Origin of the sequence: Flagellimonas nanhaiensis (genome assembly GCF_003382275.1) — a bacterium.
Taxonomy (GTDB): Bacteria; Bacteroidota; Bacteroidia; order Flavobacteriales; family Flavobacteriaceae; genus Flagellimonas; species Flagellimonas nanhaiensis.
In genome coordinates this window covers 641,012-659,390 of record NZ_QTJX01000001.1, presented here as the reverse complement: position 1 = coordinate 659,390, position 18,379 = coordinate 641,012, and the positions used below count along the sequence as shown (strand labels likewise).

At 40.1% G+C, this 18,379-nt stretch carries 17 protein-coding genes; 6 read left to right on the top strand and 11 right to left on the bottom strand.

Annotated features, from left to right (window positions below; genetic code table 11):
• The first annotated feature begins 67 nt into the window (after positions 1–67).
• Positions 68–1,351, top strand: a complete 1,284-nt coding sequence (locus DX873_RS03055; RefSeq protein WP_116183047.1) for a D-alanyl-D-alanine carboxypeptidase — start codon at positions 68–70, stop codon at positions 1,349–1,351.
• Here DX873_RS03055 and nudK read toward each other — a convergent pair.
• The 5 genes from nudK to DX873_RS03030 all read right to left on the bottom strand — a co-directional run bounded on the left by nudK (position 1,345) and on the right by DX873_RS03030 (position 4,423).
• The gene (gene nudK / locus DX873_RS03050) at positions 1,345–1,932 is read right to left on the bottom strand and encodes a GDP-mannose pyrophosphatase NudK (protein ID WP_116183046.1); all 588 of its coding nucleotides are present in this window, start codon (positions 1,930–1,932) and stop codon (positions 1,345–1,347) included. The genes DX873_RS03055 and nudK overlap by 7 nt on opposite strands.
• A gap of 8 nt (positions 1,933–1,940) precedes the next feature.
• Entirely contained in the window at positions 1,941–2,594 is a 654-nt protein-coding gene (locus DX873_RS03045) for a DUF2461 domain-containing protein (protein WP_116183045.1), read from the bottom strand.
• A gap of 41 nt (positions 2,595–2,635) precedes the next feature.
• Entirely contained in the window at positions 2,636–3,433 is a 798-nt protein-coding gene (locus DX873_RS03040) for a TIGR00266 family protein (protein ID WP_116183044.1), read from the bottom strand.
• A gap of 127 nt (positions 3,434–3,560) precedes the next feature.
• Positions 3,561–3,890 (bottom strand): YegP family protein, encoded by a 330-nt coding sequence (locus DX873_RS03035; protein WP_116183043.1) that lies wholly within the window; start codon positions 3,888–3,890, stop codon positions 3,561–3,563.
• A 77-nt stretch (positions 3,891–3,967) separates the two neighbouring features.
• A complete protein-coding gene (locus DX873_RS03030; protein ID WP_116183042.1) occupies positions 3,968–4,423 on the bottom strand; it encodes a DUF4442 domain-containing protein in 456 nt (151 codons plus the stop codon).
• A gap of 166 nt (positions 4,424–4,589) precedes the next feature.
• Between DX873_RS03030 and DX873_RS03025 the strand changes: the two genes are divergently transcribed.
• From DX873_RS03025 to DX873_RS03005, 5 genes are all read left to right on the top strand, one after another.
• A complete protein-coding gene (locus DX873_RS03025; protein ID WP_116183041.1) occupies positions 4,590–5,072 on the top strand; it encodes a DUF4870 domain-containing protein in 483 nt (160 codons plus the stop codon).
• 182 nt (positions 5,073–5,254) lie between these two features.
• The gene (locus tag DX873_RS03020; RefSeq protein WP_116183040.1) at positions 5,255–5,584 is read left to right on the top strand and encodes a PadR family transcriptional regulator; all 330 of its coding nucleotides are present in this window, start codon (positions 5,255–5,257) and stop codon (positions 5,582–5,584) included.
• 10 nt (positions 5,585–5,594) lie between these two features.
• Positions 5,595–7,328, top strand: coding sequence for a PspC domain-containing protein (locus DX873_RS03015; RefSeq protein ID WP_116183039.1), 1,734 nt, complete (start codon positions 5,595–5,597; stop codon positions 7,326–7,328).
• A gap of 85 nt (positions 7,329–7,413) precedes the next feature.
• Positions 7,414–8,136 carry a head GIN domain-containing protein gene (locus DX873_RS03010; RefSeq protein WP_116183038.1) on the top strand — a complete coding sequence of 241 codons (723 nt, stop codon included), beginning with the start codon at positions 7,414–7,416 and terminating at the stop codon, positions 8,134–8,136.
• Between the two features lie 193 nt (positions 8,137–8,329).
• Complete coding sequence (locus tag DX873_RS03005; RefSeq protein ID WP_116183037.1) at positions 8,330–8,779, top strand: hypothetical protein; 450 nt, start codon at positions 8,330–8,332, stop codon at positions 8,777–8,779.
• 74 nt (positions 8,780–8,853) lie between these two features.
• Here the strand turns inward: DX873_RS03005 and trxB are convergent, their stop codons facing one another.
• From trxB to DX873_RS02975, 6 genes are all read right to left on the bottom strand, one after another.
• Complete coding sequence (gene trxB, locus DX873_RS03000; RefSeq protein WP_116183036.1) at positions 8,854–9,822, bottom strand: thioredoxin-disulfide reductase; 969 nt, start codon at positions 9,820–9,822, stop codon at positions 8,854–8,856.
• A gap of 581 nt (positions 9,823–10,403) precedes the next feature.
• Complete coding sequence (locus DX873_RS02995) at positions 10,404–11,291, bottom strand: glycoside hydrolase family 17 protein (RefSeq protein WP_116183035.1); 888 nt, start codon at positions 11,289–11,291, stop codon at positions 10,404–10,406.
• A gap of 87 nt (positions 11,292–11,378) precedes the next feature.
• A complete protein-coding gene (locus DX873_RS02990; protein ID WP_116183034.1) occupies positions 11,379–12,014 on the bottom strand; it encodes a hypothetical protein in 636 nt (211 codons plus the stop codon).
• 33 nt (positions 12,015–12,047) lie between these two features.
• A complete protein-coding gene (locus tag DX873_RS02985) occupies positions 12,048–13,478 on the bottom strand; it encodes an MFS transporter (RefSeq protein ID WP_116183033.1) in 1,431 nt (476 codons plus the stop codon).
• A 77-nt stretch (positions 13,479–13,555) separates the two neighbouring features.
• Positions 13,556–14,845, bottom strand: a complete 1,290-nt coding sequence (locus tag DX873_RS02980; RefSeq protein WP_116183032.1) for a glycosyl hydrolase family 17 protein — start codon at positions 14,843–14,845, stop codon at positions 13,556–13,558.
• An 18-nt stretch (positions 14,846–14,863) separates the two neighbouring features.
• On the bottom strand, positions 14,864–18,301 hold the full coding sequence (locus DX873_RS02975) for a hypothetical protein (protein WP_116183031.1): 3,438 nt from the start codon (positions 18,299–18,301) through the stop codon (positions 14,864–14,866).
• Positions 18,302–18,379 lie beyond the last annotated feature (78 nt).

Here is an 18,379-nt window from a genome sequence, read left to right as displayed (position 1 = left end):
AGGTTTGAATGTTCGATGAGGCGGTTAAAAATTGGATAAATTCGTGTTAAAATCGATAAAAGGTTATATGAGCTATCGTCCGGATGTTACTTCCAAATATTTGATAATCAAAATATTATTAATCCTATTCCTCCTTCAAGGATGTTCTCCTTTGCGAAAATCATTGGATTCCAACCTACACAATTCCGCTTTTCAAAATTCTTTACATGGTTTGGTAGTATTGGATGCAGATACCAAGAAAACTATCTATGACCATAACGGTGCGGTCTATTTTACTCCTGCAAGTAATGTGAAAATTGCTACATTTTACTCCTGCACCCAATTGATTCCAAAGCATGTCCCCTCTCTTAAATATTTGGTAGACCAAGACACTCTTTATATAGAAGGTACTGGTGACCCAACCTGGCTCCATCCTTATTTTCACGACACCACGACAATTGATTGGCTGAAAAAGCAACAACAAATTGCATTATACTTGAACAATACCGAAGAAACAAGATATGGTCCAGGATGGGCCTGGGAAGATTTTGACACCTACTTCTCCCCAGAAAAAGGCTCCTTACCTCTATATGGAAATGTGGTTTCCATTGCTCATACTGATAGCTTAAAGGTACTTCCTCGTTATTTCAAGGATGCTGTTGCTGTACAAGACCATACAAAGTATAGAGATGAATTTTTCAATCGGTTCTACATAGCCCCCATGGAAGAGGACACATTGGAGGTTCCGTTCATCACCGACCAGAAACTCACTAAGGAATTATTAGAACAAATCCTGGATAAGAAAATAACCATCACTGATGAATTTCCGTCCGGCACCAAAAAAATCAGGTATGGTATGGAAACAGATTCCATTTACAAACAAATGCTTTTGGAAAGCGACAATTTTTTGGCAGAACAGCTAATGATGATGGCTTCATCCGTCTTATCGGACACCTTGGGTACAAAGCGAGTCATAACCCATTCGCTGGAGAACAGTCTAAAGGACCTGCAACATGAGCCCCGCTGGGTCGATGGGTCGGGTCTGTCCCGTTACAACTTGTTTACTCCAAGATCCATGGTAGAGATTCTTCAAAAACTATATATTGAAATTCCTCAAGACCACTTGTTTGCTATCCTCCCCATGTGGGATTCCTCTGGAACAGTAGAGAAATGGCAAGATCCCGACACTGCACCTTTTGTTTTTGCCAAATCTGGGTCCTTGGGAAATAATTACAATCTGAGTGGTTACGTGCTCACCAAATCCGGAAAACTGCTCATCTTTAGTTTTATGAACAATCATTTTAGGGTGCCTACCTCCAAAATTAGAGACGAGATTTATTCCACCCTTAAAAAACTTCATGAAGATTATTGACCAAACAAACGGCTTATTTGGGCGTGCAGTAACAACATGATGGTCTTGGCATCTTTTATTTCTCCTGTTTTTACCATTTCCAAGGCTTTTTGAAACTCCATTTCCAAAACCTCAATGTTTTCGGTTTCATCCGCTGCGCCACCACCTTCACTAACTTTCATGGTATCCTCATAATGCCCAATAAAGAAATAGAGAATCTCGGTCACGGAGCCAGGGGACATATATGCTTCAAACACCTTTTCAACGTTATCTATTTGATATCCGGTTTCTTCCTCCACTTCCATTTTAATGGTTTCTTCGGCATTTCCCTTTTCCAAGAGTCCAGCGCAGGCCTCTATCATCATGCCATCCGAGTTGCCATTTAAATAAGTGGGCATTCTAAACTGGCGGGTCAACACTACGGTTCTCTTTTCTTTATTATATAATAAGATTGTGGCACCGTTACCACGATCGTAGGCTTCCCGGTACTGGGTCTCCCATTCTCCATCTTCACGTTGGTACTCAAAAGTGATTTTATTTAAGGTATACCAGTTATCTGATAACAACTCTTTTTCAAGGTTTCTTACTTTTCCGAATTTCATATTAAGGATTAAACGGTTGCGGCATTGTTCAAATATCGGCGGAAAGGAAGCATTTCCAAGTACACCTGTTTGATTTTTTCTTCAAAATTGTCCTGAAAGACCTCATTTCTATCAAACTGATGCACCACAGCAAAGGTTTTGTTTTTGAGAAGTTCGATATAGGGGTGGTCATTGGAGAAACCCTTGGGAGCATTGGTCAATTTTTCATCTTCGTAAAGATTTCCGAAGGTTTTTTTAAAGGATGGTGTGTCCAAAATTTGTTGCAACTCTTCTCCATTGTAATCAATTCCATCCCGAATGCTACGCAACGTTTTGGATTCGGGGCGCCAAAAACCACCGGCCAATAGGCATTGTTTTATTCCAATCTCAATATAAAAATCCGCGGATTTGGGAGCCTTGTCCAAACCCGCACCAAAATGGTCCTTATAAATGGGCTTATGGGGGTGGAACATCAAGTTGTTATTGATTCTATTTATTCCCTTTTTGCCCGGAGTGGGGTAATAATCGTCGTGCAGTTGGGCCATGGTATAATCCAACTCGTCCAACCACAGCACAAATTCATTTCGAAGGGATTTGTACCATTTTCGATTGGCATCCATCCATTCTTTGGAATTGTTCTGCTGAAGTTTATCCAGAAAATTGAAAAGGTCTTGAAAATTCATAGTGCGAACATATAAAAATCGCACTTAAAAACGTCCATGCATCAAAACCGATTATCTCCCATCACGATATCTCCCAAGCCGCCAAGGATGCTTCCTTCTCCTTTATCCTTGCCTCCTCTTGGAATAGCTGCGAGCACCCGACCGGCCAATCGGCTAAATGGTAACGACTGGATATAAACGGTTCCTGGTCCTCGTAATGTTGCAAAGAACAGTCCTTCACCACCAAAAATGGTATTCTTTATCCCTCCAACAAACTCAATATTGTAATCCACAGTATGCGAAAAACCAACTATACAGCCCGTGTCCACTTTTAAGACTTCCCCGGGAGCCAGTTCCTTTTTGGCCAAAGTCCCCCCTGCATGTACAAAGGCTAATCCGTCTCCTTCCAGTTTTTGCATAATAAAGCCCTCACCTCCAAAAAGTCCTCTTCCCAAACGCTTGGAGAATTCAATACCCACGGAAACCCCTTTAGCAGCGCAGAGAAAAGCATCTTTCTGACAGATGAACTTCCCTCCTTTTTCCGAGAGATCTATAGGAACTATTTTACCAGGATAAGGGGAAGCAAAGCTTACCTGTTTTTTATCCTGACTTATATTGAGAAAAGCAGTCATAAAGAGACTTTCACCCGTGAGCAATCGTTTTCCTGCTGAGAACAGTTTACCCAGTACCCCGGAATCTTGATTGGACCCATCGCCAAAAATGGTATCCATTTGGATATCCGTGTCCATCATCATAAAACTTCCAGCCTCGGCCACTACGGCTTCTTGTGGGTCAAGTTCAATCTCCACATATTGCATTTCCTCTCCGTAGATTTCATAGTCTATTTCGTGTGCGTTCATTTTTTTGTTTTTTGATTTTATACTCTAATAAGTTGGTCGATACAATTTTTTGTTACAGTTGTTCTCACAAAAGAAAAAAGCAGCTCTAAGAGCTGCTTTTTTAACTTGGTTAAACCATTGTCTTGGCTTAAGAATTGTCATCAACGTCAGCATCAGGAGCATTTTTCTTTACGGATGCAATTCCATTTTCCATGGCAGAGGTAGAGCTGTACATTTCACTCTTTCCAATTACTTGTCCATTGGAAGCTTTAAGATTGAAGTAAGGGCTACCATCCTTGGCCGTTTTACGCTCAAAACGATCATCATTCTGAGAATTGGTCCTTACGGATTCGATGCCATTTTCGCAAGCCGACTTGCTGTTGTACTGTTCACTGGTTAGGATTACCTGGCCATTTCCTGCTTTGAGGTTGAACATTGTTTTGCCAGAATTTGTTGTTTTAATTTCAAATTTTCCCATGTGTTTAGTTTTCTTATAAATATATCTAGTTAATGATGAATTTACTAAAAAATTGCAATCCCCTAAAGATATAAACTTTAGGCCTTAAGTCGAATGGTCCATTCAAAATTAAATGTAGAAACTTCAACCCCATCTTCATTTACTCCTATGGATTTCATCCAGAAGGTCTGCCCCTCCCCTGTTGCAATTGTATCTTGAATGGCCTTTGAAATCAAATGGCCATCCTCACAAGTAAAAGTAATCCTGCCTGTGGCCTTTTTGGTAAAAGTGGCTTTGTTGTTGGCCACCAGCATGGATATTTTCTTTCCACTTTTTTGAATTTCATTGATGACCATAGCTCCTGTACTCAGCTCGGCTGCCATCCCTTGAACTGCCCAAAACATGGAATTAAAAGGATTTTGATTGAACCATCTGTGCTTTACTGAGGTAACCGCTTTATTTTCATCAATATACTTGAGGCGTACCCCGCACCACCATGCAGAAGGGAGTTTAAAAAAGGAGAAACTGTTGAATTTACTAGCATTCAGAGCCATATCTTACTAATTGTTGGTCTAAAAATAGGTAAAAACAGGTAATTCACAATTGTTAAATTTATGTTAATTTACAGTACTTTGTTTTGCATAGTACCATCTTTTGGACATATATTTGCATCGTAAGCTAGTAGGTAAACCTATATTACATCAAAATCATCAATTAAAAATGGCAACAACTTTAACCAAACACGAAAGGAATTTATCGGCACTGATACATGCCTCCACCTTTTCAAAATATTTTATTCCCTTTGGGAACTTTATACTTCCATTAATCTTATGGACGGCCAACAAAAGGGAGCATGAATTTGTGGACTATAATGGTAAGCAGGCGCTCAATTTTCAAATTAGCATGTTATTGTACTCCATTGTAGCGGGACTTATCAGTATTCCTTTTTTCTTTGGATTTGCTCCTGAAATCTTTGATTGGGATTTTTGGGGAATCCACAAGCTGAACGATCTAAACAACCTGAGCATACATATAAACAGTGACGATTTTAGGTTTGGTCGGTTTTTCTGGCCAGCGGGTATCACCGGAGTATTGCAGGTAGCCATTGGCGTAGTAAACGTAGTCTATACCATTTTGGCAACAATAAGAACCAATGAAGGACAGACGTTTAAATATCCATTTACAATAAAATTCATCAAATAAAACAGAGAATACGGGTTTATTCATCAATCAAAAAACAAAAGATCATCAATCAATCAACAAACAACCATCAATCAAAAAACGTTTCCACTCCCCTGCTCATCACAGGGGAACATTGGAAACAAAAAACGAACAGTTAATCAGTTGCCGAACCTGGTTCGGCGCAAAATAAGAACCATGAAATTATGAACATAGAAAACACAAAAGCACAAATGCGCAAAGGGGTTCTTGAGTATTGCATTCTTTCCATATTAAGCAGTAAGGATAAGTATGCCTCAGAAATTCTTGAAGCCCTTAAAGACGCAAAGATGCTGGTGGTGGAAGGAACCATTTATCCTCTTCTCACGAGGTTGAAAAATGCAGGACTCCTTAACTATCGTTGGGAAGAGTCCACCTCAGGGCCACCTCGCAAATATTACGCGCTTACCGAAACAGGAAAGTTGTTCCTCAATGAGCTCAACGGCACCTGGGATGAACTTAGAAACGCAGTCAACTTGGTAACCAACACGAAATAAGAATCAGAAAATGAACAAGACAGTAAACATAAATTTAGCTAACACGCTCTTCCATATAGACGATACTGCTTTTAACAAGCTCAAACGTTATCTGGAATCTATTAAACGATCCTTCTCAGGGACCGCAGGGAGCGAAGAGATCATTGCCGACATTGAGGCGAGGATAGCCGAACTCTTTTTGGAGAAGATGGAAAATGAACGCCAAGTCATTACCCAAAAAGAAGTGGATGAAGTCATCAATGTTATGGGGCAACCCGAAGATTATATGGTGGATGAGGACATTTTTGAGGACGAACCTAGAAAAAGTCAGACCCAAACCACCAGTAAAACCAAAAAGTTATACAGGGATATCGATGAAAAGTACATTGGAGGTGTTTGTTCCGGTCTGGAGCACTATCTCGGTATAGATGCCCTTTGGATTCGATTAATCTTTATTCTTTTGGCCGTATTTACCGGATTTGGACTCATTGCCTACATCCTTCTATGGATTTTGGTTCCCGAAGCCGCTACCACCTCGCAAAAATTGGACATGCGGGGAGAGCCTATCAACATCAGCAATATAGAACGCAAAGTTAAAGAGGGGTTTGATGATGTTGCAGACAAGGTAAAAAGTGTTGACTACGAAAAAGTGGGCAACAAGGTCAAAAGCGGCTCCAAGACCTTTTTTGATACCATAGGGGACATTATCATGTTCTTTTTTAAGATCATTGGAAAGTTCATCGGTATTCTATTGATTATTATAGGTGCATCTACCCTAATTGGGTTGTTCATTGCCCTATTCACTGTAGGACTTTTTGATGCGGTGCACTTCCCTGGGGTCGATTTCTACGAAATCGTGAACACCACAGGAGCGCCTGTATGGCTGGTCTCACTCTTAGTGTTCTTTACCGTTGGCATCCCATTTTTCTTTCTCCTTTATTTAGGACTCAAGATTCTGGTGAACAACCTAAAATCAATCGGAAATATTGCCAAGTTTTCCCTTCTAGGGCTTTGGTTGATTTCCATAGGAGTATTGTTTGCCCTAGGAGTGCGTCAAGCCGCAGAATTTACCAATGTTGGTAGTGTACATGTTAAAGAAGAGATGACGCTCGAAAATCCGTCGGATACTTTGGTCATCAAGGTGAAAGATTCTGATTTTGACCGTAACATGGAGAATATGCATTTTGGACGAATGGTATTTACCTACGATGAGAATGATGAAAGAATACTGATTTCTGATGATATCCGTATCAAACTCAGAAAATCTGAAGATTCCATCATTAAAATCGATGTTAGAAAAGATGCTCATGGTAGCACTACCTTAGAAGCTAGGGACAGGGCAAAAGAAATCAACTATGCTTATACCATAAGTGGCAATGAAATAATTTTTGATGAACATTTCACCACGGACCCTTCCAATAAAGTGAGAGATCAGGAAATTAGATCAACTATCTATGTTCCCCAAGGCAGTATTGTACGATTTGACGAATCCGCCACCGGACATATAGGGAGCGGAATTCGTAATGATCGAGACTATTATAGAAGTAGGATCATTGGGCATACCTGGATTATGGACGAGGATGGAGAACTTAAGTGCCAAGACTGTCCTGAGGAGGAAGTCGAGGACGAAGAGGAAGAAGGTGGTAAAATAATCATCAATGAAGATGGTCTTAACATCGATGTTAAAGATCGGAACGATTCCTTTGAAATGAAAATCGATGAAGACGGTATAAAAATAAAAGCGGGAGAGAATAAAGACAATTGAGCCTCAATTTTCAACAGTTGGGTAACTATAACTATATAAAAAACAACATAAACACGAATTTTAATCAATCATTAAAAAAACAATCATGACAACACTAGCTAGAATCGCAATCGCAGTATTTTTTGCCATTTTCGCCTCATCCTGTATGATGGACATCAATTTTGGAAAAGGAAAAAGAGGAAATGGTGAAGTAGTTGAAGAAAGTAGAACTGTTACGGAAGACTTCACTGTAGTTTCTGCATCAGAAGGACTGGATGTATTTGTAACGCAAGACAGGGATTTTAAAATTACCGTTGAAGCAGATGAAAACATCATCGATTTAATAGGTACCGATATCAGAGATGGCAAACTTAAAATACATGCCATAGAGAACATAGGACGTGCTACCAAAAAAATCTACGTGTCATTACCCGAGATTTCAGCACTGAAAAGTTCAAGTGGTGCGGATTTAATCGTACAAAACGTGGTGGAAGCCGAAAAGATAGAACTGGATGCCAGTAGTGGGGCTGATCTACATTTGGAGCTGGTAGCCAAAGAAGTTGAAGCAGATGCCAGCAGCGGTTCCGGCATAAAAATATCCGGTTCAGCAGATATGCTCTATGCTGATGCAAGTAGCGGGGCTGATATTAGAGCTAGCGACCTAATGGTCAAAAAGTGTAATGCCGACGCTAGTAGCGGTGCCGATATCTCCGTAAATGTATCTGAATCCCTAATAGCAGATGCTAGTAGCGGTGCCGATATTTCATATACCGGTGAAGCAAGCGTTCAAAAGAAAAAGTCAGTTTCAGGAAGCGTTCATAAATATTAGACTGACCGTATAAGGAAAACTTTATCCAAATAGACCAAACCAATTAAACTTGGCCCAGCATTAGCTGGGCTTTTTTTATTATTATTCTTAAATACTTAGGAATATGTCAGTTGAAATAATTATTCATTGATTATTTGTTAAAAAATAGCTATCTTTTATGTGAAAACAAAACTATAACTCAAAACACGCCACAATGAAAAAAATTTTTGGATTGGTTTTGTTGCTGTTGGTTCTGATTTCCGCTACGGAACAAACTTCACACAAACCAGAAAACATGCATTCCATTGAGGGAACTTGGGAGCTTCAAAGTTTTTATAACTATGACGATGGCATTAATATCTCAGATACTGTAGCCAAGGCTGAAGGATACCGGCAGGTTAAAATGTACTATAATGGTAAAATCATGTGGAGCAGGCATTCTCCCCAGGATTCTTTGGAATGGTTTGGGTATGGAAGGTATCGGATTACTTCTGATTCACTCATAGAAACCTTGGAATATGGTTCCACTTCAATGATGCGGGCACTTGATACCCTTAGGGTATTTACGTTTGAACTGGAACTTACTGATGAAACCTACAGTCAAATCAGTTTTGATGAAGAAGGGAACAGAACATTCTCTGAAAACTACAAGCGCATAGATTAATTGAATTAGCACTCCACAAAAAAGGGCAGCTCTTATAGAGCTGCCCTTTTTTATTTTAGTTTGTTGATCCAGATTTATCCAGCAACTGTTTCTTTGCTTTCAACTGTAGCAAGATATCGTTCTGCATCCAGCGCCGCCATACATCCAGTACCCGCCGCGGTTACAGCTTGTCTATATTCCTTGTCCTGTACATCTCCGCTGGCAAATACCCCGGGCTTGTTAGTCTTAGTGGACTTGCCATGGGTAATGACATAACCTGTTTCGTCCATTTCCAATTGTCCCTTGAATATATCGGTATTCGGCTTGTGGCCAATCGCGATGAAAAGCCCAGTAATAGCTATATCTTCCTTTTCTCCGGTTTTGTTGTTCACCATTCTTAAACCTTCAACAACTTGGTCCCCCAGTACTTCATCCACCTCGGTATTATACCTTACCTCAATGTTTTCCAAACTGTTGACCCTATGTTGCATGGCCTTGGATGCCCTCATATGATCTTTTCTTATCAACATGGTTACCTTTTTACAGATATTGGCCAAGTAGGACGCCTCTTCCGCAGCAGTATCTCCACCACCCACTATGGCAACCTCCTGTCCTTTGTAAAAGAAACCATCGCACACTGCACAGGCAGAAACACCTCCGCCTCTTAGTCTTTGCTCACTAGGGATATTAAGGTATTTGGCTGACGCACCTGTTGAAATAATTACAGTTTCCGCCTCTATCAATTTAGAATCATCTACGGTAATTTTATGGATACCTCCTGCTTCATCACTAAAATCCACCGCAGTTACCATCCCTACTCTAACTTCGGTTCCAAAACGTTCAGCTTGTTGTTGAAGTTGTACCATCATGGTAGGTCCATCAATTCCTTCAGGGTAGCCAGGAAAATTGTCTACCTCCGTAGTTGTGGTCAACTGCCCCCCAGGTTCCATACCTGTGTACATAACTGGTTTTAAGTCTGCTCTGGCTGCATAAATAGCTGCAGTATACCCTGCAGGACCAGATCCAATAATCAATGTTTTAATTCTTTCCACTTGTTCTGACATAACAAAAAATCTTCCTCAAATAGGTTATGATACAAAAGTAGGTTTTTTGTTCAGAAACTTACACTAAGGGTATTGGGAGTTGGATTTAACTTTTACAAAAGATGTGAACATGGAGCATAATCATAAGATACAATGCTGATGTGTCACAAAAAAGAGCTGGGGCACAGCTCTTTCTTTATTCAAGTAGGTTAAGTTAATGGAAACGTGTTTAAACCGTTACAACCAAGGGGCTCAACCTCAAAACCCCCTGGCGCAACGTAAACCTCTTTGGAACAAGACTTATAGGCGAAGTTCACGGTAAGTAAGCTACAACTACATCATCTTATCTTTAGGAGGTTTGTATTTTTAGCTCCTTATGAGTATGGTTTCTTGTAAGCAAACATACTGTGGATTTGCATGAAGGATGGTCGCCAATTAATCAATGGGCGATTTCTGTTAACGGATAGCCGTTTTGGATCAATATTTGAGAAATGAAGAAAAATTACGACCCTAGAAGGAATCATAAAAATGGAAAACCACAAAAGCTAAAAAAATCTTGTTTGATAGCTTTTGTAATTGGGAAGTGAAGAATTGGGACGGGTTTAGAATTTCAATTTTTCATTTTTGTCCCATAGGCCCCAATAGGCACCTACATCACCTTCGGCTCCAACTTTCCACGGTTCATCAAACGATGAGAAGTAGAAAATTTCAATATCATCCTCCTTGGCCCATTTCTGGGTATTGATAAAATACTTGAGTGAATTTTCGTAGGACGGATAAGCTCCTTCCAGATTGGTTCCCTTGCTTGGCCAGCCTGTCTCGGATATAATGACTTTCTTTCCTTTTCCGGCCTTGAGCGCTCCATTGTACATATCCTTCATGTACAGTAAGGAATAATCCAGATCACACCCTTCCCAAAAGGGATAGCAGTTGGCCAGTATCACGTCGCAGGCTTCGGTAATCCTAGGTCGCTCTACAAATTCATAGTATGCGTCCACGTACCCAACAGTGGTTTCCGGAATGGCATCCTTGACCAAATAAATGAAGTCCAAGAGTTCTTCTTCGGTTAAATCACCCCTGTACATCACCTCATTCCCAACGGCTGCCAAGTCCACATGTCCTTCGTTGGCCAAAGAAATCAATCCCGCAACTTCTCGCTCATTGATTTTTGAATCATTGCCGAGCCAAGCTCCGACTAAGGTCTTGATACCATATTCCTTTGCAATTTTTGGAATTAGTTCATTGCCATCTGTACATGAGAAAGACCTTATCCATTGGGTATAAGGTTTAATGATTTCCATTCTTCGGCGAATTTGCTCCTCAGTAATCTGATCTCCGGGCTTTTGACCTTCTCCATAGGTACTAAAGCAAAGACCGTGCATGCCATTGTTCAAAACCTCTTTGCTCAACTTTTTGAGCTCCCTTACTGATTTGCCGTCATATTCAAGAGCAGCCAATGATAAAAATTTCTCTTTTCTCCCTGAAGACATGTTGTTTGTTGTTGGTTGTTCGTATTTGTTCTAAGTTACTAAAGTTTTCCGCTGTGCTTTCTCTTTATACTTTAAGCGCACGGAAGCCTAGAAAACCCCCCTGCAGTTTTTCCTTGTATAAATCACCAAGCGTTCCACCTCTTTGGCTCCAGCGGGCATTTCCGCCAATTGCAATCCAGGATAATCATCTACTTCTTTCCATTTTGCTATAGTAGCACTGAAAAATGATGAAGCTGAAGCATCTGTCTCATAAATGATCAAGTCATAGGGTTCACCCAAATCACCTCCGAAACGGGTAACTACTTGCCACTCTCCATCTCTTTTATAAGATGTATTTGTGTGGTCGGATTGCGGATAATATCTATCATCGGTTGGCCTAATAATCACCCATATATCTTTCTTATGCCCTTTGGGATAAACCCCCATGGTCAAAATGCGACAATCCACCGAATCTTTGTCTATGGGAGAAACAACTTTTACGGTTTCAACGGGTCCTTCAATCTTTAACTTGTTTCCTATGGAGACTTGCTCCATTTGGGTATTGTAGTTGATAAGCTCAGAGGAATAGCTCCCGTATATAATCATAAGTACTCCGATGATTCCAAAGGACAGCACCAGTTTACTGCTAAGAATTCCCTTGTCTGATTTTCCCTTTATATTGCCCAAAATGGCAATCAGAACTAGCAAAACCCCTATTGATAGAATTATAATTTTTGTTGACATCGTATTATCTTTTTCTGTTTATCTTCTTGTACATTATAATACTCCTCTTCTTTCTTCGAGTTGCGCTTTAATTTCTTTCGCCCTTTCTTCGGATAGGCTATATTTCCACATCACCCAAATGGCCAATGCAGCTGTGACGACCGGAATGATGATATCTGCAATTCTCAGTTTGGTCAAGGTATCTGTTGTTTGGGTGGCCGCATTTCCATCGAATCCGATCACCTTTAATACAAGACCTCCCAGAACTAGTGCCAATCCTTGTCCTAGTTTTACCACCCACCAGTACAAGGCTCCAAAAGTACCCTCCTTCCTGGGCATACCGTTAAGAAGTTCATCCAGGTCACAGACATCAGCGGTCATACTCATCATCAATGTGAACAAGCTTCCTAAACCAAATGACATTAATGGAATTGGAATAAAAGAAAGCCAAATATTATCGGGAGTAAATGCCCACCATTTCAGCAAATATCCAACAATGGACAGCGCGGTTGAAATGATAAAAGCTTTCTTTTTTCCCCATTTTGTGGCCATCGCCGATACAATCGGAATCACCAAAAATGCCGAAACAAATGCCCCAATGGAGCTAAACCAAGCCGGCCAAGTTGAAGTGGCTTCATAACTACCATTAAAAATGTAAAAAACAAAAATGAAAAAACTAAAGGATGCCACAATTTGGTAACCATTGAACACCAAAAAAGTAGCGCCACACAATTTCATAAAAGGTTTGTTCTTTACGGCCTCTTTTATACTGCCGAACAAGTCCTTTAAATTACTAAATATGCTGGTAAGGGTTAACTTTCTCCTATTTCCCATATGGGAAGCATCTATTCCTCTACAAAAAATCGCAGGCAAAAGTCCTAGTAGCAAACAAGCCACTCCAACATAAATTGCCATGGTGCGTACACCTTCCGCTTGATTGCTAAAAATATCAGGATCGGCAATGATTACCCAAAACCAAGGTACAATTACCCAGGCCAACAGACCAACAGTTTGTGAAAATGCCATTAAACGCGTCCTTTCGTTATAATCAGAGGTCATTTCGTAGCCCAAACCAACCAAAGGAGTGGCAAACATGGTATTTCCGATAAGAAAAACCATGGACATAATCAGGAAATACCAGAAATTATAGTCTGAAGAGTTGTTTTCATCAAGTTGCCAAAGCAGAACAAATGTAATGGCACTTATGATACCCCCAACAAAAATATAGGGTCGCCTTCTGCCCCATTTGGAGCTGGTGTTGTCCGAAATGAATCCCATAATAGGATCGGTAATTGCATCAAAAAATCGAGGCAATCCACCTAACAGTCCTGCCAAGAAAGGATCCATACCAAAAGCGGTCAGTAAGAAGAACATAAAGAACCCCAAGGCTCCAGGGTACAGGTTCAAAACCAAATGTCCTGCTCCAAAAGCGGCTTTCTGCCCTAATGGGACTATATCTGTTTTGATAGTTTTTACGTTTGACATAATGGGTTGATTTTAGTTACACATTATTGATTAGTTGTATCTTATATCGACATGGATTCTAATCCATGTAGTTATTATCAGTGAACAGCTTGCTCCTTTTTCAAGGGTGGAGTCAAGACATCTTCCATCAATGCCTCTATCTCCCCATTATATGTTTTACCGATTGGGTTTCCATTCCGTGTCAAGCCTTCAAAAATTCCATTGTCCACCATATCCCATAGGGCATATTTTGCTTGTCCCTCTAAGGTAAATAAACCAAAGTGGTTCTCTGAACCATTTTTGTTCTGAGCGTCTTTCCACTTTTCGTTAAAGGCCTCAAAATAGAAGCAAGATATTCCCTCACTATTGGTCCATTCCCTAATATGCTTATGATATAGTGCTTCCTTAAATTCATCCGTAGCCTTGGAGCCCTTTGGTCCGTACTGCCCACTGGATATGGTTGCCCATCCAGTTTCACCGATATGAACAGGCTTATCCACTCCCAAACTTTTGACATAATTCGACACAGAGTCGTATTGTGACATAGCAAAAGCTTTGGCCCTAAGCATGGCCGCTTCAATCTTTCCCATGTCCGAAAGTTCCTCTTCATCCTCTGGAATCCACCAAAACTCTGGGTTGTAATGGGTATTATGATAGGCATAGGTGTGCATGGAAATATAATCAACGGCCTTTACCAACTTTTCCAAATCTTCGGTATGGTAACTGGACTCTCCCCCTCCCCATGAAGCAAAATCATCCGAACTGGTTATCCAAAGGTCCTTGGACAATTCTCCTTCTTTCTTTAACTCTTGAAGATGGTTCACCCACTTAAGGATCACCCAGGGTTGCACATAATAACTTGTTGCCCATTTTACCATGGCCTCATTGCCCACAGCAAGAATTTTCACGATATCCGGATATTCATTCGCCAAAGCCACGGCCCTGGCTATTTCTCCTTCGTTTTTTTCACTTTCTGAATAATGGTCCGGCTCCAGGCCTGTCCATGCATTTTTACAGTCGATCCACGCACCCAACATCACGTACATCTCAAATTCTGGGTCTTCTGTTTTAAGTTGGCGTATTGCCTTGAGCAAATTTGAAGCTTGGTCCAATTGTACATTGTAGGTTCTTACTATTTTGATTCCCATTGCAGAAAGAATCCTCATATCCTCTTTAAGCTCATCAATGCTGGGTTGTATCTCTCTGGTAACCTTTCTATATCCTCCATAAGAAATTGCCAGATAATCTGGATTGCCTAAAATATCCTTAGCTGTCACTTGTTTTTGTATTTGGGATTGATGTGTTTGCTTTTTGTCATTTGACTCCTTACACGAATTGCAAACGACCAAGGCCATTGCAATCACTGTAAATGTTATAATCGATTTCATAGTGTTCACTTTTTGTCCTCATCTTAATTTCTTTTCACTGATATTTACATTGATCAAACTGATTTCTCCTGTTCTTTCAAATATTTTCTTGCTTGTTGATTCATCCAACCACAAGTCTTTAAAAAATAATGAAGAGCTATCTTCTTGGACAACCTCCAGACCTTCTTCATCGGATATTTTATAGACTATCGGGGTTTGGCAGTAGGTAAAACAAAGTGAATCTTTTTTCAACTCAATTGTTCTTTGTTCCGAGTTGATATGCACATAGCCAAAGGTCTTGGGAACAGTCAAAAATTCCTCTTTTCGAAGAAGACACGGATTAAAGTACAGTCTCTTTTCTTTTACAAAAACCCCAAGTTCTCCAAACCTACTTAAAATATCCTCCTTTACCTGACCAGTCATACCGGGTTGTTGCGCTCCTTTGCCCTTTGGAGTATGAGAATAAGGGTCGGTTGGAAATGCACCATAAAGCGATGGTGATTTGTGTACCCCGATACCCTCGTCGATTTCATAAAAATGTTCCAGAAGTCGCCCTACGATTTCCTCATTTTCTCCTTCTTCGATTGCTTTTAGACAGCATTCCTGAACTGCCAATAAAAGTTTGGATACCATATGCCAGTAAATGGAACCAAGTCCTTCATAACCATAAAAGGTTCCAGATCTGCCCGTAAAGGACTTATGATCGAATATATCTTCAAAAACTTGTAGAACTTTTTCTTTATCATCAGCCAGTTGCTCCGCATATTTTGTTTCTGAAAGCCTCGCGAGGGCATTTTCCAAATCTTTGCCGTTTTTAAAGTTCCCATTGAAATGGACATCACCTGTAATGTCCTTCTCTACTATAAGTAGATTGCCATCGGTTAACAATTGCTGAAACAATCCTATACTTTCCAAGGAATCTTTAGGTATTTTGTTCTTTTCCATGAACAATGGCAATTCCTTCTCTGGATAGAGCAGATAGCTATATTGGTCTGGCCTGAATAGATTGCTTGCCTTTAGGCCATCTAATACTTGAACGGCTTGTCTAGAGTTCAAATAGCCCGAACTCAGCACGGCAACTTGACCTTCCAACATTTCACTTAAGTGAGCAATGGAAACTTCATGGTCATTTTCCACATGCATCAAGTTATATGCATGATACATGCCATCATTCCTTTTATTGCATTCAATGGAATGTTCCAAAAATTGCAGGCTTAGACCAACAAACTGATTGAGTGCCTCTCGGGATACAAACTCCTTTTCGCCAGAAAATTGATTCGTGTAAATACGCAGTCGATACTCACTTCCTGATTGACCAAGGGCATCCATAATTTGTTTGCGAAGCTTGTCATCAATCTTTTCAGAAAGCTTTGATCCATGTTTGTGGAAAGTTTCGGAAATATCATTGAAAAACTTGGCCAGTTCTGAAGAAATCTTCACCTCAGTAAAGCTCGAAGTCCCTAAAACCTGCTGAAAAAACTTCAGGAACCTTCTCAAGTAATATAATGTCACCATGGAAACTCCATTACCCACCAGAGCATTGTTGGCATCGTTCCATTCAGGACGCTGGGTATTCATCCAAATACCGGCTTCTGGAATAAAGTTTGATAGTTTTGACAGCACAGTGGCCAAAATCTTTTCTATAAAATTGACCCTATGAATAGTATCATTGCTATCGCAAAGCAAAGCTCCATCAGCTCCAATTTCATCTCTTTTATTTCGAATTTTGGCATCAGTATCATGATCAAAATCAATGGTATCCTTTGGATTCTTAAGAACATCTTGGTAGCTCTTGATTCTGTATGGAACATCGGCATAAACAAACACGCTCTCATCAAAATAGCATTCCAATTTTCCTGGTTTGTGGTTTTCCAAAAATTCTAAAAACTTCAAGAGATAGATAATCTGATGATCTCCCCAATATCCAATATAGGACCATGGATCATCGGGTTCAATAATTTCCCAATCAAAGCCATCTTTCGTAATCCTGTAGGGGTTATAGCCGTCAAATGTGCTTGCATTTAGGAATTTAAAGATCATACCATCCACATATTCAGGATAGGAATGTGCCAAGGCTTCCCAATTTTGATAGATATCCCTCCAGTTTCCCTCGTAGTCCAAAATTTTAGAACCATCCTCATCTCGTAGGTTTATGGAGAATCGGTTCCACGGCCTACTGGGATCCCCATGCCTTCTACTAAACTTTAGTGGCATATATTCCACACAAAGCCGTTTGAAATCAGCATCACCGCTCCCATCCGCTATTTCATTTATCGTAGCTATCGAAAAACTGTCCGGAAGCTTTTGAATAATCTCTTTTGAGTCCTCATAGATTGCTTTGTTGGCCTTGGATAGATAATTGGAGAAATCCCACTTTTCAATAACATAGTTATCGTCAAAGATTCCACCCCTCATGATATTAAAAAGGGTATTGGAAAAATGTCTGGTATCTCGAAGCTCATCTTGGGACATTTGCAATCCATCCGACGCAGCAACCAACTGCACCAAGTTTTGCGTTCCTTTTTCAATATCCTGTTTTACCTGTTTGGATAAATTTTCATCTTGCTGTATTTGTTTGGCAATTCTGATGATGCTTGAATGATTCTGATTAACGTTGGCCACAAACATCCATTCTTTTTCTTCCTTGGGTTTTAAATCGATTTCGGATTGAATAAAATATGCACCCTTTTCTGCTTTGATATCATATTCCGGTTGAATTGCAACCCCGTTTCTAAAATTTGATAGTTGAAGTGAAGAAAGAAGACGTTTTCCATCTTCCAAACCAAAAGACCATACTGTATTTGCCTTCAACGCCTCGCTAGGTTCGGCTTTATCTACGATAATGGCACTAAGGGCATAGATTCCGAGACCAGAATCCTTGAGAAGTTCGGACCTTTTATAGGCATCAACCAAATTGCTCTGTCTGTTCTGAAGATCGCTACCAACTCCATATGGTAAAATATTCTGGATTCCATCTAAAACCGAAATATTCACCTGATCATATGAATGATTTATAAGTGTGCAATTCCGGACAAATCCATAAACATCACTTGAACTCCACTCATACCTGAACGAAAGTCCCAGATCATGGTTTACTTCTTCAAACAGAATCTTATTACCATAGATGCTTTTATAAAGATTTCTTGTTAATCGATACAGCCCTTCCATTCTATCGGAAAATGGTTCCCATAGGTTTTCCGTGCCAGCTTTACGAACCCTGAATATGGTTTTGCTTCCTGTAATCTCTGTTGATTCCGCGATTTTGTCGTCCGTGTAATACGGAAAAAGAGCATATTCTGTATTTTTTCTTCCCGCAGTAAGCCCTCCGTTACTTGAAACAAACATCCAGTGGTCAGAATCACTAACAATACTCATGAAAAAAGCACGCAACGCATCGCTATTGGAAATCTTAAAGTAAAGTTCATTTCCAATCTCCACAAATTCCATTTCCTTTTTCTCCTTAAAAATACTCTGCATAAAGACTGCTAAATCGATTTGATTATTGGGTCGAACACGTCAGACATCCAGACCGACGTGTTCAACTACCATCAATTT

Coding starts and splice junctions, on each gene's coding strand:
- DX873_RS03040 (WP_116183044.1), bottom strand. CDS start 3,433: ATGAACGCACACGAAATAGACTATGAAATCTACGGAGAGGAAATGCAA.
- DX873_RS03005 (WP_116183037.1), top strand. CDS start 8,330: ATGAAAAAAATTTTTGGATTGGTTTTGTTGCTGTTGGTTCTGATTTCC.
- DX873_RS03020 (WP_116183040.1), top strand. CDS start 5,255: ATGAACATAGAAAACACAAAAGCACAAATGCGCAAAGGGGTTCTTGAG.
- DX873_RS03055 (WP_116183047.1), top strand. CDS start 68: ATGAGCTATCGTCCGGATGTTACTTCCAAATATTTGATAATCAAAATA.
- DX873_RS02985 (WP_116183033.1), bottom strand. CDS start 13,478: ATGTCAAACGTAAAAACTATCAAAACAGATATAGTCCCATTAGGGCAG.
- trxB (WP_116183036.1), bottom strand. CDS start 9,822: ATGTCAGAACAAGTGGAAAGAATTAAAACATTGATTATTGGATCTGGT.
- DX873_RS03045 (WP_116183045.1), bottom strand. CDS start 2,594: ATGAATTTTCAAGACCTTTTCAATTTTCTGGATAAACTTCAGCAGAAC.
- DX873_RS03015 (WP_116183039.1), top strand. CDS start 5,595: ATGAACAAGACAGTAAACATAAATTTAGCTAACACGCTCTTCCATATA.
- DX873_RS03025 (WP_116183041.1), top strand. CDS start 4,590: ATGGCAACAACTTTAACCAAACACGAAAGGAATTTATCGGCACTGATA.
- DX873_RS03030 (WP_116183042.1), bottom strand. CDS start 4,423: ATGGCTCTGAATGCTAGTAAATTCAACAGTTTCTCCTTTTTTAAACTC.
- DX873_RS02995 (WP_116183035.1), bottom strand. CDS start 11,291: ATGTCTTCAGGGAGAAAAGAGAAATTTTTATCATTGGCTGCTCTTGAA.
- nudK (WP_116183046.1), bottom strand. CDS start 1,932: ATGAAATTCGGAAAAGTAAGAAACCTTGAAAAAGAGTTGTTATCAGAT.
- DX873_RS03010 (WP_116183038.1), top strand. CDS start 7,414: ATGACAACACTAGCTAGAATCGCAATCGCAGTATTTTTTGCCATTTTC.
- DX873_RS03035 (WP_116183043.1), bottom strand. CDS start 3,890: ATGGGAAAATTTGAAATTAAAACAACAAATTCTGGCAAAACAATGTTC.
- DX873_RS02980 (WP_116183032.1), bottom strand. CDS start 14,845: ATGAAATCGATTATAACATTTACAGTGATTGCAATGGCCTTGGTCGTT.
- DX873_RS02975 (WP_116183031.1), bottom strand. CDS start 18,301: ATGCAGAGTATTTTTAAGGAGAAAAAGGAAATGGAATTTGTGGAGATT.
- DX873_RS02990 (WP_116183034.1), bottom strand. CDS start 12,014: ATGTCAACAAAAATTATAATTCTATCAATAGGGGTTTTGCTAGTTCTG.